Source organism: Ruegeria sp. AU67 (assembly GCF_900312795.1).
GTDB classification, from domain to species: Bacteria; Pseudomonadota; Alphaproteobacteria; order Rhodobacterales; family Rhodobacteraceae; genus Ruegeria; species Ruegeria atlantica.
The window spans coordinates 157090-172000 of the sequence record NZ_OMPH01000040.1; the positions used below are offsets into that span (position 1 = coordinate 157090).

Below are 14911 nucleotides of genomic sequence, written 5' to 3' on the forward strand. Positions count from 1 at the left end.
TGGCAAAGCGGAATTCATAGTAAAGCACGGAAACGGCCCAAATTTTCACCACTTCTGTTACAGCGTGTTACGTTGGCATTGAATCTGTTTCCATTCGTTACAATGGACAACGACAGAGGGAAAAGATCGGGAGGAAAGACAGAGTGAGCATTCCGCGGCTTCTGGTGGTGGATGACGACCCTGAAATGCGGTCGATGATGACGCAGCTATTGCAGCAAAACAGCTTCATCGCCCTTCCCGCCAGTTCCGAGCGGGAAATCCGGGCGCACCTGTCCAATGGCCGGATCGATCTGATTTTGTTGGACGTCATGCTGGGGGACGAGAACGGGATTGATATCTGCGCCCGGTTACGGCGCGAACAGGACGTCCCGATCATTCTGGTCTCTGCCCTGTCCGCCGACCATCAGCGCATGGCAGGGTACGAAGTTGGGGCAGACGACTACATTGCCAAACCGTTCAACCCCCAATTGATGCTGGCCCGTGTCAGGGCAGTGATGCAGCGCGCTCGGCGGTCGTCTTCGCTGGCGTATCGCCGAAGAACCCGCACCTTCCGTTTTGACGGCTGGGTCTTTGACGGAAAGCGTGATGATTTGCATTCGCCAGAAGGCTATTTGGTCGCGTTGTCACAGCGGGAAACCGCCCTGCTCAAGGTCTTGCTGGCCAATCCACATATTCCGCTTACGCGCGATGAAATCGTCACGGCACTGGATGTCACGGGGGACAGTGACAAGTCCGAAGCGCAGGGCCGCGCCATCGACATGCTGGTCGGTCGCCTGCGATCCAAGATCGAGACCAACCCGAAAGATCCGCAAATGCTGCGCACGGAACGTGGGGTCGGGTATATCTTTGCCGCCGACATTTCGGTCGAAGAATGACACTGCGCCTGCGCAATCTGGGGTGGCTTTGGACCCTTTCAGCCTTTGCTGCCGGTTTGCTGTCTGCAGGGTTATGGTTCGCTTCGGCGCGCGCCTGGAACGACTACCTGCTTCAATCTTTTGTGGCGGGGTTCACCGTCTACGAAGAGTTGCGAACAGGCATGGCCCCCTCCGAAGGGTTGTCGATTACGCCCTTGCCGCCCCAGGATACGGCCCTTGCCGATAATGGTGAATTTCAGCGGTTGCCCGGGTTTTCAAACCGCCGCTTCGTCACCAACCTTTCGATCCTGACCGACAGTTCCTCGCCGCTCAGCGGGCGTGAATTAACCGTGGCGATCCTGTCCGACCGGTTGGTTTATCCGGTGTCGGACATTGTGTCAGGCAGTGATCAAACCGGGCCTGAAAAGATGGGAAACCTGACCCGGTTGCTGGCAACATATTGCAGTGAGCCGATCCTGATTGCGAAATTTGGACGCGAGGCCTGGCATCAGGTCGACGGGACCCCGATCTGGGGCTGTCAGGCGGCCCCAATGGATTTACGTCTGCCCGCAATTCTTATGGGGATCGTCGCAATGGCGGTCATCTTATCCGCAGTCAGTAACGTCTCAGATACCTTCACCCGGTTTGCCCGCGCGTTGCGCGAACGGCAGCGTCTTGGTGGGCCGGAAAGCTATGAGGCGGATGGCCCGGATGAACTGCGCGATATCGTCTCGGCAGTGAACGCCCATCTTGAGGCCGAGCGCGCGCAGCTTGAAAAGCGGGCGACGGTCTTGTCCGGTGTCAGCCACGATCTGGGTACCCCTGCGACCCGCGTTCGCCTGCGTGCCGCTCTGATCCCCGACGATGAACTACGCGAAAAGCTCGAGGCGGACGTGGATCAGATGACGGGCATGATCGAAAGTGTCCTGACCTATACGCGATCCGAACTGGATATTGAGGAACCGCGCCAGATTTCTCTGACCTCTTTGGTCGAGGCTCTGGTCGCCGACTATCAGGATATGGACCTGCCCGTGACGCTGAAAAAGACCGACCCCGTCGCGGTCGATGGGGTTACATCGGTTTTCATGTCCCGGCGCGGACATGGGCAGCTGACCGAAACACGCCGCGTTCTGGTCATGGCACGGCCCATATCGCTTAGGCGTGCGCTGACCAATTTGATCGACAACGCGTTGAAATATGGTCGACACGCCGAAGTGCAGTTGGCGACCGATGCGACCACCGCGACGATCACGGTCGAAGATAAGGGCACCGATCTGTCGGTGGAGGACATCGAAAACCTGATGGCCCCATTTCGTCGTGGGTCCAACACCGGATCTTCTGACGGCTATGGTTTGGGCCTGACAATTGCCGCCACCGTGGCCGAACAGCATGGCGGAGAAATGCGCTTTGAGGCCGGCGACTGCGGCCTGCGCGCCTGTCTGCAAATCGCCCGGCAATAAAAACCTAGGTCGCATAACTGCGCACAAGCGCGCTGGCGATCAGGGACCACCCGTCGGCGATGACAAAAAACGCCAGTTTAAACGGCAAGGACACTGTGGCTGGCGGCACCATCATCAGCCCCATCGACATCAGCACCGCCGCAACCACAAGGTCGATGATCAGAAATGGCAGAAAGACCAGAAACCCGATCTGAAAACTGCAGCAAGCAAACCGCTGCAATCCACCTCGCGCTGGGAAACCCCGACCTTGAGCCGCGCCTGCCCTACCTCTAGCGTCGAGTCTTCGATCACCTGCACAGGCGATGAAAGCTCGGCGGGGATCAGGTCCTCCACCTCGTTCACACGACCAGAGGGTACGAAGATTTGCATGGGCTGTCCGATCTGCCCACGCGCCATATCGGTGAGCTGCTCGACAAGCCGAACGGCAAACCCTCGGTCCACCATTTCAGGCAAAACCAGCTGTGTTAGGCTCTGAAACATTGGTTCCAGCGACAGGGCCATCCGGTTAACCGCTTCATGGTAGGTAAAAGACATAATTTCGAGCGATTTGGCCAATTCGGCCGAAACCTGCCCCCGGCTCTGCTCTTGCGCCTGGACCGCGTCTTCCCAGCCGGCGCTATAGCCTTGCTCGAACGAGGCCAGCCTTTGTTCCTCTAACGCATCCTCATCCAGAACGTGCAGCCGTCCGTCGCCGGCCTGTAAAGTGAAATCTTCGAGAAGATGGGCAATCGACATCACACACGCTCCTCACCTTTTTCCAGCCAGCTGCGCAGGATTTCGACCGTTTCTTCCTGCTTGTCGCCGATCATCGCCCTGAGCCGATCCACCGGGTCTGCCCCGGCAAGGTGGTGAATTGCCCGCCTTCTTCCGTCGCAATTTCGCCGGTCAGGTATGCGTCAGGTTCCTGGGCTGTACCTGCGGGCAGCAGTGCCGGAGCGGTTGCGGGTTGGGTCAGAATAGGGCGGATGACAAACACCCCAAGTACCAGGGAAACCAGTGCCAACACGGCCATCTGAATCAGCGACTTCGCGTCGAAATGCACCTTCTGCCACAGCGAGGCGGTTGCGAGGCTGCCCTGCGGCTCGACCGCCGGCAGATCCAGCGATTTCAGCGTAATAACGTCGCCACGCTCGGTATCGTAGCCCACTGCCGAGGCCACAAGCTCCTGCAGTGCATCCATCTCGGCCTGCGGCATCGGCGTGAATGTTTCACTGCCGTTTGCGTCCACGGATCGCGTTCCGTTTACCAAAACAGCAACCGTCAGTCGCTTGATCGCACCGGGACCGTTGTGAACCTCTAGCTCGGTTTCGGAAACCTCGTAGTTGACCCGTTCTCGGGTCTGGGTTGCGTTCGAATTGGATTCGTCCCCGCCCGCGCCATCGCCATCTGGCAGGTTCGACGCAACCGTCACATCCCCGGATTGGTTGCGCGCACTGTCCGAACGCTCTTCGACATCGGTGCTGATGGCCACACGGCCATTGGGATCGAAACGCCGTTCGCGGATTGATTCTGTCTTGGTAACCGTATCGACACTCACCTCGACCACCGCATTTCCAGCTCCGACCCGGGCTTCGACCAGACGCAGAACCCGCTCGCGCAGCTGGCGCGATTTATCGTCAGCGGTATCCGCGGACACCGGGGTGTCCTGTGCCCCGATCACTGCGCCGTTCGAATCGATGACGGTGACGTTCTCGGGCGCCAGTCCGCTGACTGCGGACGACACAAGAAACCGGATCGCCTTGGCCTGATCCGACGTGATGTCCGTGCCCGATGCGACCAGATAGATCGATGCGGTTGGTGCAACACTGCGCTGGAACGGGTTGGCTGAAGCATTGGCAATATGCACACGTGCCTGGCTGATATGGGCGCTGCCGACAATGGTTCTGGCCAACTCTCCTTCTTTGGCGCGCCAATAGGCGGCGTCGAACATCTGCGACGTTGTGCCAAACCCGCTGAGCGAATCCAGTAGCTCGTAGCCCCGGTTTCCGGTTGCCGGCAGACCTTCGCTGGCCAGCGTCAAACGCAGCTCATCCCGTTGTGACCCCGGCACATAGATCGAGCCGCCGCGAATCTCATACTGCACACCGCGCTGATCCAATGAACGGACAATATCCCCTGCAGCGCCGCTTTCTAAACCGACGTAAAGCAGGGTCATCGACGGTGTTATCACCAGACGCGACATCGCCAAGATCCCCAGAAACACCAGCACGACTGCACCCGCGGCAATGATTTGTTTACGCCTGTCCAAACTTGCCCAGACAGTTCCGATCTGCTGCACGATCACCTCCGACTCGCCGACATTCTGTGCGACGCATCCCTTGTTTGGACGATTACCCTTAACAATCGGTTAGTCCCTGTCGGGTTATGACGATTGCAGATTGTAGAAATGAGGACGTCATGACCGACGCGACTGCAGAACAGGCATAAGTCCCAGAAAAATCTGGGAAAAAGGGAATGATAATGGGCGCGATTCTGGCGATAGCCGGTGCTGCGGGCGGGTATCTCCTGACCACTACCGGCTTGTTGCCGATAGGCGGAAAACCCGTCGTGCAAAACGCCGAAGAAACAGAGAAAAGCAAGCCTGCCAAGGCTCTGCCAAAGGTTGGATTCGTTGACCTAACTCCGGTCGTCGTTTCGGTAAACACCAGCGATTCGCGACATCTGAAGTTTCACGCCCAGCTCGAGGTGAACGCGCCGTACATGGCGGATGTGGAAAAGATGAAACCGCGAATCATGGACGTGCTGAACGGATATCTACGCGCGATTGAGGTATCTGATCTTGAGGATTCGCTCGCGCTCATGCGCATCCGAGGACACCTGTTGCGGCGTATCGAAATCGTCGTCGGCGAAGGCCGCGTTCGCGATGTTCTTGTCATGGAATTCGTACTGAACTAGGAGGCGAAGTTGGAGCTGATTGCAGATATTTTGCTGGTGGCAGGCGCCTTGGGTTCGGGTCTTTATTGTTTCGTCCTGTCCAGGCGGTTGAAACGCTTTACCGACCTTGAAAAAGGCGTCGGTGGTGCCGTGAGGGTGCTGTCATCGCAAGCGGAAGAGTTGAAACGGTCACTGGATTCAGCGCGCGACGCCTCGGATCAATCTGGCGTCGCGCTGAAGGAATTGACCGAGCGCGCCGAAACAGTGGCGCAGCGGCTTGAGCTGATGATGGCCTCGATGCATGATGTAGTGCCGGACGATGAAGAGGCGACCGAGTCCCCTATACCAGAGCCTGAGACATTTGTTTCCGAAGAACAATCCCAAGCCACCTCAGTGCCCATCATTGAAGAAGACGCGCCAGCCGAGACTCAGGTCAAACGTCCAGGTGGGTTGACGTTCCTGCGTCACAGCCGCAGCGAGGCCACGACATGAGGCGGAAGCGGGCGGAAAATCGCCCCAAAGGCGGCGTTCTTGCGGTGATCGCGATGCTTATGATCGGTTCCGCCGCGATCAGAATAGGATTCGAGGCCGGTCCCGCGCTGGCTAAAGGATCCAATCCCGCCCCATCGCTGGCGAGGGGCAGCCAACCCGAACAGCCCGGTGCGCAAGAATTGTTGACTGAATTGCAACGCCGCGAAGACGCACTCAAAAAACGAGAGGCCGCTTTGGAAGACAAGGAAAAGGCGCTCGATATCGCGGATCAGGCGATTGAAACGCGCCTGGCTGCCTTGCAGGAGGCCGAAGAGTCGCTGCGACAGACACTGGCCTTCGCCGAAAAAGCCGCCGAGACCGATCTGACGCGCCTGACGGATGTGTATCAGGGCATGAAGCCCAAGGACTCAGCCGCCCTGTTCGAAACCATGGACCCCGGCTTTGCGGCTGGCTTTCTGTCGCGGATGCCGCCTGACGCAGCAGCAGGTGTTCTGACCGGGCTCAGCCCCGAAGCCGCCTATACGATCAGTGTGATCATGGCCGGTCGCAATGCTGCGGCTCCGCAGGAGTAGCGCACATGTACTTTACCCCCGCATCTGACATTGCAGGAGACCGCCCATGATCGGAATCATCGGAATCGTCGTCATCTTCGCCATGGTGTTTGGCGGTTATCTTGCCGCCGGGGGCAAGATGACGATCATTATGAAATCGCTCCCTTTCGAGATGATGATGATCGGCGGCGCGGCCGTTGGCGCCTTCATGATCAGCAACGACTTGAGCGCGGTCAAACATACGATCAAGGACATGGGTAAAGTTTTTAAACGCCCGAAATGGAAACCCGAAGACTACCGCAATTTGCTGTGCCTTTTGTTTTCTCTGATCCGCATCGCCAAGACCAATCCGGTCGAAGTGGAACAGCACATCGAAGACCCTGGGAACTCAACCCTGTTCTCGGCCTATCCGAAGATTCAAAAGGACAAGGAAGCTGTCGATCTGATCTGCGACACCATGCGATCCGCGTCGATGAATTACGACGATCCACATCAAGTTGAAGAAGTGCTGGAAAAACGGATGGAGACCAATTTTCACCACGCCATGCATTCCAGTCACGCGTTAAAAACCGTCGCCGATGGTTTGCCCGCACTTGGGATCGTGGCCGCCGTTTTGGACGTAATCAAAACGATGGGGTCCATCGACCAGCCGCCCGAAGTACTGGGCAAACTGATCGGCGGCGCTTTGGTCGGGACGTTCCTGGGCGTGTTTCTCGCCTATGGCCTGGTTGGCCCGTTCGCTGGCAAGCTGAAAGCGGTAGTCGAAGAGGACAACCATTTTTACCAGTTGATCAAAGAGGTTCTGGTCGCCAACCTGCACAACCACAACGCAGCCATGTGCATTGAAGTTGGCCGCCAGAACACGCCGACGCATAATCGCCCAGCATTTTCGGAGCTGGAAGATGCGTTGAAGGAACTCAAACAGGCAGCGGCATGATCCGGACAGTTTTACTTGCTTTGGCGCTAACCGCCGCGGCAGCGCAAGTTCAAACACAAGATGTGCAGGTGCGCTCGGGCGAACATGATGGGTATACGCGACTGGTCGCACAGGTTCCGCCAGGCACTAAATGGGTGCTGTCGCACAAGAAAAATGGTGCTCGTCTGAGTGTCAAGCTGGAAAAGGTGAACTTTGACACAGCAGCCGTGTTCCGGCGTCTGACGCAAAACCGCTTGGCCGCGATCTCTCAGTCAGAGCCGGGTTCGGCGCTGGATATGCAATTTGGCTGCGACTGTGTTGCCAATGCCTTTCTGTTCAAGGGCACAATGATCGTGGTGGATATTGCACCAGGCTCGGCGCTGCCCCAAATCAGCGCTGATATACCGTCGCCTGTTTTGCCCAAAGCGTCCAAAGAGAAAGACTCGTTGGTTGCGCAATATTTGCAGAGTCTCGAATTGCCACTGCTAAACCTGAACGCACAGCGCTTTGAAGAACAGCTCTCTACCCTGCTGCTGCGCGGCTCTGACCGGGAAGTCGTTGATTTGAGGATTGCTCCGGTAGGACCAAGGCTGTCGGACCCAAAGAACGATCCCTTTAGCCCCTCAGACCTTAATGCCAATATTCATGTGACATCCGTTCTGGACGGCTTGAATGAACTTTTAGGGCCATCCTTGCCGCAGCTTGAACAACGCCCACCCTGCATCTCAAGCGCTGAGCTTGGGTTTGACCGTTGGTCTGGGGCAACTCCCTTTCCAGAACAGGTGGCTTCGTTGCGAGCCGCCTTGTTCAAAGAATTCGATCATCTTGACGAAAAAAAAGGCGCTGAAGCTGGCGCAGCTATACGCCTATTCCGGGTTCGGCGCAGAGGCTATTCGGACGCTTGAATTGCTTGGGCAGCATGCGCCGGACACAGATCGGGTTGCCTCTATCGCCCGGTACCTTGATGGCGGACAGCCGCCCCATCCGAACCCATTTACCAGTCTTCAGCGGTGTGAAAGCGACGCCGCGCTTTGGGTTCTTTTGATCGAAGGAGAGATGCAGGAAGAGGCCCAGTTGCAGTCGATCGAACAGTCATTTGCGCGCTTGCCCAACCATCTTCGCCGTCAAGTTGGGCCAACATTGGCGGAAATCCTGACAGATGCTGGGAAACTTGAACCAGCAAGGCGCGTGTTGCGCGCGGTCGACCGCGTTGCGACTGAGGACAGCGCCGATACGTCCCAAGCCAAGGCTAAAGTCGCGGCTGCCGAAGGCGACGGCCCGAAGTCAGAAGCATTGTTGAACGAGGTCATCGCCGCGTCGGGTGCAGAGTTGGAGGCACCGCTTGCGCTTGCGCGACTGGTCGACAAGCGGTGGTCGGAACGTGGAGCAATATCCCCACAAGAGCTTGATCTTGCGGCCTCTTACGTCGTGGAGTTTCGACGGTCTGAAATCGGGCCGCGCATGCTGCAAACACAGATCGTCGCTTGGAGCCTTAGCCATGAATTCGATAAGGCGATGGATCTGCTGGGCGCCCAAAATGCGCAGGACATAGCCGTCGAGACGCTGAACCGCGTCGCCCAGATCCTGACCGAACGCGCCGACGACGCGACATTTCTAAGGCGTGTCGTAACCCTGACACCAGAGCAGAAACTGGCTCTATTCACAGACACAAGCGTGGGATTGGCGGAGCGCTTGGTCACCCTAGGTTTTGCGGACGCGGCGCTGGAACTGGCCAGTCGGTCACAGGACAAGGCCCGACGCGCAGAAAGGGCACGGTTACGTGCGCGCGCCGCCTTACTGCAACGCCGACCACATCAAGCGATGTTGGAACTGGTCGACGATCCATCAGACGCGGCCCAGCTTTTGCGAGGGCAAGCATTGCAGATGACGGATGATTACGTGGCAGCTGGTCAGCTTTTGCGTACTGTGGGTGAGGATGAAAAAGCCGATCGGTTCTTTTGGTTGGCCGATCATCCGGAAACAGTCGAGCACGAACGCGACACAAAGTTCCTCGCAGTTCAGCAAACAACGCGGCTCCTGTCCGTGCCGCCAATACGAATGCAGGACAACCCCTTTGCTGACGCGAAGGGCTTGTTGGATGACAGCGCAAAAACACGCCAGCACATTCTGGATTTGCTTGCGAAAGTGGACCAATAGCGGATTAGGTCGGCGCCACCTGCATTCACGGTTTGTCTTTCATTAGGTGCCCACTGAGCGTCGGCCCGCAGCCCGCACCGGCCGCTTTTACGGTTCAAAAACCAACGGCATCAGGTCCGACAATCTGGATGTAGGTTCAACCCAACCCAATATGGCCGCGCGGATCGCGTCCGCGCGGTCTGAACCGACAACCGGCGCGGCAAACTCGGTATACTTGGCGATCACATCTCCCCTGCTGAGCGGGGCCTCCGGCCCGCCGCGCGCGTGAGTGTCGCCGGATTTGAACACACGCTCATCGGTCGATTTCAAGGTGACATCGGCCCACCGCCCCTGCGGGAAGCGTGCACTGTGGCGCGCATCTTCCAGAACGTGAATACGCGACACCAACTCTGCCACTGCCGGATCAGACAGACCCGCACCCGAGATATGTTCGACTCCGATCCGACCATGGATCGCCTGAACCGCCACAGCAAAAGGCAGAGAATACTGGGCCTGAGACGTGGTATTAGGCATCCCGCCATACAGGCAGGCCGCTTCTTGAAAACTGTTGATATGGATGGATCGGATCTGGTCGTGGGCTAGGTCATTCTCCATCATCACAGCCCGAACGCCATCAATTGCCGCATGAGCCCAGCGACAAATCGGATAAGGTTTTACGTATTGGTGTTCGACCTGCCAGAACTGACCCAAATCATCCCAAAACGACGCAACATCAGCATCTTCGATTGTGATGGCCGGGGCGCCCTTGAAACCACGTTCAGCCAGGATCGCAGATGATATGCCAACCATCGCGCCCCAACCCGATCCGTCATGCAGCATCGTCGGATTTGCAATCTCGCGCATCATCTGACTTCGAGGTCCGTGGTATTCTGCTATTCCCAACGCTTGTCGAAATTGCTCTGGCGTGTACCCGCGCATGCGCGCGGCCATGGCGACCACGCCAAGGGCATTCCAGGCGCCGGACGTGTGGTAATCGCTGACCGATGCGTGCAGCGACAGCCCGGCACGTCCCGCGATTTCATATCCCGTGACGACGGCAGCTAGGGCTTCGGGGCCGGACAAATCAGGGCAATGCGCACCAAGTGAAACTAACGCAGGCAGGACGACGACACCGATATGCCCCTTAGTCGGGTTGTAGCCGTCATGCCCGTCCAAATTGTCGGTTTGTGTGGCTGCTGCGTAGGCAGCGCCCGCCGTGCTGACGAGGCGGCCATCAAACATCATCGGAACGCTGAATGCCGCATCAGTGCTTGCATAGAGCAGCGCGGCAGTATCGCGGGCGATCACGCCGGCCTCCATCGGGCCGGAGGCGATCAGGATGCCCATTGTGTCGAGCATCATCAGGGCAGCGGCCTCTTTCGCGCTGTCAGGCATCTCGTGCGCTGAAAGGTTCAGGGCAAAATCCGTGACCCGATCAAGCGTGCCGGTCATTTGGCTGCCTCCATCACCTTGGGTTGGACATCGCGCAGCCGGAGACCCGATGGATCAAAGGGCGGTTCGGTCAAAACTCTGGCTTTATGCGGTTTGCCGAGGATGAAGATTTCCACCATATCCCCCGGCTTTACGACTGCCGGATTTGCATAGCCGATGGCCAGGGACTTGCCGACTGAATAGCCATAGGCCCCTGACGTCACACGTCCGACCGGTGCGCCATCTGGTGTAAAGATGGGTTCGCCACCGGACGCGTCGGCATCCGTCGCCTCGACCTCAAAAATCGACAGAACCTCGCGCGCGGCGTTGTCCTTGATCTGGACATAGGCGTCTTTGTGCAAGAAGTCCTTGTCCAGCTTGATCAGACCTGCCAGCCCGACTTCCTGCGGCCAGTATTCCTGAGAATACTCGCGGCCCCACGAGCCATAGCCCTTCTCGATCCGCAGTGACCCCAACGCGCGGCCGCCCACCGGACCACCGTCGCACTCCTTCGCAGCCTCAAGAAGTGCTGAGTAGAGCCTGATCTGGTCTTCTTCTGCGCAGTGCAACTCCCACCCCAAATCACCGGTAAAGCTGACACGGATCGCCAGGCAGGTCACGCCCGCAACCTCGATCGTGGCCGAGCGCATGAAGCGGAACGCCTCGTTCGTCAAATCCGCATTGGTCAGCCGCTGCAGCAGGTCACGCGATTTGGGCCCTGCGACGTTGAAGCCCGCAATCCGGTCCGTCGCCACCTCGAACGTGGTGCCTTCGGGCAGGTCGATCATGTTGAAGAACCGCTGATGATAGCGCTCGGCCATGCCCGAGCCGATCATCATGTATTCGTCCTCGGCCACCTTGGTGATGGTAAAGTCGCCGGCCACACCCCCGCGCACCGAGATCAGCGGCGTCAGGCAGGACCGCCCGACCACGGTCGGCACCCGGTTGGCCACCAGCTTGTCCAGCCACTCATAAGCGCCCGGGCCCTTAACGACGTAATTGGCAAAGTTCGAGATGTCGATCACGCCAACGTTTTCGCGCAGCATCTTGACCTCTTGCCCAACCGGTTCCCACCAGTTCTGGCGCGTGAAACCGTTTGTTTCGGTGGTGCCAGGTTGATCCGCAAACCAGAGCGGGTGTTCCCAGCCGCAGTTCAGACCAAAGACGCAGCCCATGTTCTTTTGTATCTCATACGCCGGGCGCACGCGAGCCGGGCGGCCAGCGCTGCGTTCTTCGTTGGGGAAGTGGATGGCGAACCGGTGAGTATACTGGTCCTCGACCCGCGCCTTGGTGAATTTCTTGTCCGCCCAGTCGCCAAACCGGGCGAGATCCCAGGCGAACATGTCGTATTGCGGCTCACCCTCGATCATCCACTGCGCCGCCAGCAACCCCAGCCCGCCCGATTGCGAGAAGCCGGGGATCAGGCCCCCACAGAGGAAATAGTTCTTCAGTTCCGGCACCGGACCCCATAGGGCGGAACTGTCCGGGGACCAGATCATCGGCCCGTTAATCACCCGTTTCACACCGGCCGTCGCCGCTGCGGGCACACGCTCGGTTGCGCGGATCACGTTGTCCATGATCCGGTCCAGATCGTCGGGGAACAGATCATGGGCGAAGTCCAACGGCGTGCCGTCTTCGGCCCAGAACTTCATGTCCTTCTCATAGGCTCCAATCAGCAGCCCGTTGCCTTCATGTCGGAAGTAGTACTCGCCGTCCCGATCGGCGATCGACGGCAAACGGCGACCTAGGTTGGCAACCTCGTCAATGGAATCGGTCACGAAATACTGGTGTTCGGTCGGTTGCAACGGCAGAGTCAAACCCGCCAATGCCGCTACTTCTCGGCCCCAAAGGCCTGCGGCATTCACAACCCATTGCGTATGGATGTCGCACTTTTCGGTACGCACGATCCACGACCCATCTGGCTGCTGATCAGTGCCTAACACGGGGCAAAAGCGCTCGATCGTTGCACCCATGGCGCGCGCGCCTGCGGCATAGGCGTGCGGCACGCCTGAAGGATCCACGTTGCCGCCTTCGGGTTCAAACATAATGCAGCGGATATCGTCGAACCGCGCCAGCGGGTGAAGTTCCATCGCTTGTTCGCGGCTGACCTCGTAGAAATTCAGGCCATAGAACCGAGCCTTGGCCTCTTGCAGACGCAACTGGTGTTCGCGGTTTTCAGTCTGAGCCAGATACAGGGAACCGGGCTGAAAAACGCCGCAGCTCTGGCCGGTTTCCTGCTCCAGCTCTTTATACAAGTTCATCGTGTAATGCTGGATGCGGGTGATATTGTTGTTGTCGTGTAGCCCGTGGATATTGGCCGCCGCGTGCCAGGTAGATCCGCTGGTCAGTTCATCCCGTTCAAGCAGGACTACGTCCCGCCAACCGAGTTTGGCCAAATGGTACAGGATTGAACAGCCAGCCAATCCTCCGCCGATGACTACGGCCTGTGCATGCGTTTTCATGAACTTGATCTCCCACCGACGGAACCGAAAACGGCACCCTTTGGAGGAAGTCAGCCACATGTCTTATGTGGCTTATGCTCTGTTCCCGACGCGAAATGTCGGGAACAGAGCTTGAATGGCCGGTTTTGACTAGTAAGGCGCTTCGACGTCGTTCATCGAAACATAGACCGTCTTCATCTCGCTGAAGTGATTGATCGCCAGTTTCGAGTTTTCGCGCCCGACACCCGACATTTTGGACCCACCGAACGGGGCCTCGACCGGAGCCAGATTATAGGTGTTGATATAGCAGGTGCCCGCCTCGAACCCGGCCACAATGCGGTGCGCGCGGGTCAGATCGTTGGTGAAGACACCGGCTGCCAATCCAAACTCGGTCTCGTTGGCGCGGGCCAACACCTCTTCTTCGGTATCGAAATCCAGTACGGACATGACCGGGCCAAAGATTTCTTCGCGCGCGATGGCCATATCGTCCGTCACATCCGCAAACACTGTGGGCTGCATGTAGAAGCCGTCACCGTCGATCCGCTCTCCCCCATAGACCAGACGCGCGCCTTCGGCTTTGCCTTTTTCAACATAGCTCAGCGCGATGTTCAGTTGGTTTTCGCTGACCATAGGGCCAAAGTTGACGTCCTCATCCAGCGGATCACCGATTTTCGCAGTGGCCAGACGTTCAGAGAGGCGCTTGAGGAATGCCTCTTTGACGCCTTTCTGCACAAAGACACGGGTGCCGTTCGAACAGACCTGACCCGAGGAATAGAAGTTGCCCAGGATCGCACCCGAAACAGCGTTTTCGATATCGGCGTCGTCGAACACGATCATCGGGGACTTGCCGCCCAGTTCCATGGTGACATGCTTCATACCATCAGCGGCCGCGGCATAGACCTTGCGACCGGTCGGAACGGACCCGGTCAGCGAAACCTTGGCCACGCGCGGATCGGTCACAAGCGATGCGCCAACATCGCCGTAGCCCTGGATCACGTTATAGACGCCCTTTGGCGCGCCCGCTTCGATCAGGATCTCGGCCACCTGCAACGCCGACAGGGGCGTGGTTTCGGACGGTTTGAAGACCATCGTGTTGCCGCAGGCCAGCGCAGGGGCCCCTTTCCAGCATGCGATCTGGGTCGGGTAGTTCCATGCGCCGATACCGACGCAAACGCCTAGCGCCTCGCGGATGGTGTAGACAAAGTCTCCGCCGCCCAGCGGGATATGCTCACCCGTCAATGACGCAGCCAGCCCCCCAAAGTACTCCAACGCATCCGCACCCGATGTGGCGTCGGCCACCAGGGTTTCCTGCAAGGGTTTACCGGTGTCGTGGGTTTCGAGGATCGAAAGCGCGCGATTGCGGTCACGCATGATGTCAGATGCCCGTCTCAGGATGCGACCACGCTCGGTCCCGGACATTGCCACCCACTCTGCCTGAGCGTTTTTGGCACTTGTTAGAGCCTGTTTCACAATATCCGGCGTGGCAGAGTGCAGCCGGGCGATGATTTCACCGGTGGCCGGGTAGATCACGTCGATAGGGGCGCCGTTGGTATCTTCAACATATGCGCCGTTGATGAAATGGCTCGCTTTGGGCTGAAACTTCATGCCGATTTCCTTCTCAGAGGTCCTTTCTTTCGCATTTATATTTTATTGATTGACCAGTCAATAAAAGCAATTCACGGCGGACTCCCGCTGATGTGAATCGGCTCCCTCTTGAATAAAAAGCTTAATGTTCCATTTATGTTCTACATAGTCA

The 14911-nt window shown here is 58.1% G+C and carries 12 protein-coding genes and 2 pseudogenes; 8 read left to right on the plus strand and 6 right to left on the minus strand.

The window, feature by feature from the left end:
* Positions 1 to 143 precede the first annotated feature (143 nt).
* The gene (locus DK510_RS20225; RefSeq protein WP_058275016.1) at positions 144 to 875 is read left to right on the plus strand and encodes a response regulator transcription factor; all 732 of its coding nucleotides are present in this window, start codon (positions 144 to 146) and stop codon (positions 873 to 875) included.
* On the plus strand, positions 872 to 2314 hold the full coding sequence (locus tag DK510_RS20230) for a HAMP domain-containing sensor histidine kinase (RefSeq protein WP_109313639.1): 1443 nt from the start codon (positions 872 to 874) through the stop codon (positions 2312 to 2314). Before DK510_RS20225 ends, DK510_RS20230 begins: the two co-directional genes overlap by 4 nt.
* Before the next feature lie 4 nt (positions 2315 to 2318).
* On the opposite strand, the pseudogene DK510_RS20235 reads toward DK510_RS20230, so the two are convergent.
* From DK510_RS20235 to fliF, 3 genes and pseudogenes are all read right to left on the minus strand, one after another.
* Positions 2319 to 2513: pseudogene (locus tag DK510_RS20235) on the minus strand (flagellar biosynthetic protein FliP); the annotation flags it as partial.
* Positions 2474 to 3049, minus strand: coding sequence for an ABC transporter ATP-binding protein (locus DK510_RS20240; protein ID WP_109313640.1), 576 nt, complete (start codon positions 3047 to 3049; stop codon positions 2474 to 2476). The gene DK510_RS20240 and the pseudogene DK510_RS20235, both read right to left, overlap by 40 nt.
* Positions 3049 to 4592: pseudogene (gene fliF / locus DK510_RS20245) on the minus strand (flagellar basal-body MS-ring/collar protein FliF). The gene DK510_RS20240 and the pseudogene fliF overlap by 1 nt, the downstream one beginning before the upstream one ends.
* Positions 4593 to 4774: 182 nt before the next feature.
* Between fliF and fliL the strand changes: the two are divergent.
* From fliL to DK510_RS20275, 6 genes are read left to right on the plus strand one after another with little or no spacing between them, the layout of a single operon-like run.
* Positions 4775 to 5209, plus strand: coding sequence for a flagellar basal body-associated protein FliL (gene fliL, locus DK510_RS20250; protein WP_234999175.1), 435 nt, complete (start codon positions 4775 to 4777; stop codon positions 5207 to 5209).
* A gap of 9 nt (positions 5210 to 5218) precedes the next feature.
* On the plus strand, positions 5219 to 5680 hold the full coding sequence (locus DK510_RS20255; protein ID WP_109313641.1) for a hypothetical protein: 462 nt from the start codon (positions 5219 to 5221) through the stop codon (positions 5678 to 5680).
* Positions 5677 to 6252 (plus strand): MotE family protein, encoded by a 576-nt coding sequence (locus tag DK510_RS20260; protein ID WP_109313642.1) that lies wholly within the window; start codon positions 5677 to 5679, stop codon positions 6250 to 6252. The genes DK510_RS20255 and DK510_RS20260 overlap by 4 nt, the downstream gene beginning before the upstream one ends.
* A 46-nt stretch (positions 6253 to 6298) precedes the next feature.
* Complete coding sequence (gene motA, locus DK510_RS20265; protein WP_109313643.1) at positions 6299 to 7168, plus strand: flagellar motor stator protein MotA; 870 nt, start codon at positions 6299 to 6301, stop codon at positions 7166 to 7168.
* On the plus strand, positions 7165 to 8052 hold the full coding sequence (locus tag DK510_RS20270; RefSeq protein ID WP_109313644.1) for a hypothetical protein: 888 nt from the start codon (positions 7165 to 7167) through the stop codon (positions 8050 to 8052). The genes motA and DK510_RS20270 overlap by 4 nt, the downstream gene beginning before the upstream one ends.
* Complete coding sequence (locus tag DK510_RS20275; RefSeq protein ID WP_160116577.1) at positions 7973 to 9304, plus strand: hypothetical protein; 1332 nt, start codon at positions 7973 to 7975, stop codon at positions 9302 to 9304. Before DK510_RS20270 ends, DK510_RS20275 begins: the two co-directional genes overlap by 80 nt.
* An 87-nt stretch (positions 9305 to 9391) precedes the next feature.
* Here DK510_RS20275 and DK510_RS20280 read toward each other — a convergent pair whose 3' ends face one another.
* The 3 genes from DK510_RS20280 to betB all read right to left on the minus strand — a co-directional run bounded on the left by DK510_RS20280 (position 9392) and on the right by betB (position 14760).
* Positions 9392 to 10735, minus strand: coding sequence for an MmgE/PrpD family protein (locus DK510_RS20280; protein WP_109313646.1), 1344 nt, complete (start codon positions 10733 to 10735; stop codon positions 9392 to 9394).
* On the minus strand, positions 10732 to 13176 hold the full coding sequence (locus DK510_RS20285; protein WP_109313855.1) for an FAD-dependent oxidoreductase: 2445 nt from the start codon (positions 13174 to 13176) through the stop codon (positions 10732 to 10734). The genes DK510_RS20280 and DK510_RS20285 overlap by 4 nt, the downstream gene beginning before the upstream one ends.
* Positions 13177 to 13305: 129 nt before the next feature.
* The gene (gene betB, locus DK510_RS20290; protein WP_109313647.1) at positions 13306 to 14760 is read right to left on the minus strand and encodes a betaine-aldehyde dehydrogenase; all 1455 of its coding nucleotides are present in this window, start codon (positions 14758 to 14760) and stop codon (positions 13306 to 13308) included.
* Between the last annotated feature and the right edge of the window lie 151 nt (positions 14761 to 14911).

Coding starts and splice junctions, on each gene's coding strand:
- DK510_RS20230 (WP_109313639.1), top strand. CDS start 872: ATGACACTGCGCCTGCGCAATCTGGGGTGGCTTTGGACCCTTTCAGCC.
- DK510_RS20260 (WP_109313642.1), top strand. CDS start 5,677: ATGAGGCGGAAGCGGGCGGAAAATCGCCCCAAAGGCGGCGTTCTTGCG.
- DK510_RS20240 (WP_109313640.1), bottom strand. CDS start 3,049: ATGTCGATTGCCCATCTTCTCGAAGATTTCACTTTACAGGCCGGCGAC.
- DK510_RS20285 (WP_109313855.1), bottom strand. CDS start 13,176: ATGAAAACGCATGCACAGGCCGTAGTCATCGGCGGAGGATTGGCTGGC.
- betB (WP_109313647.1), bottom strand. CDS start 14,760: ATGAAGTTTCAGCCCAAAGCGAGCCATTTCATCAACGGCGCATATGTT.
- DK510_RS20270 (WP_109313644.1), top strand. CDS start 7,165: ATGATCCGGACAGTTTTACTTGCTTTGGCGCTAACCGCCGCGGCAGCG.
- motA (WP_109313643.1), top strand. CDS start 6,299: ATGATCGGAATCATCGGAATCGTCGTCATCTTCGCCATGGTGTTTGGC.
- DK510_RS20280 (WP_109313646.1), bottom strand. CDS start 10,735: ATGACCGGCACGCTTGATCGGGTCACGGATTTTGCCCTGAACCTTTCA.
- fliL (WP_234999175.1), top strand. CDS start 4,775: ATGGGCGCGATTCTGGCGATAGCCGGTGCTGCGGGCGGGTATCTCCTG.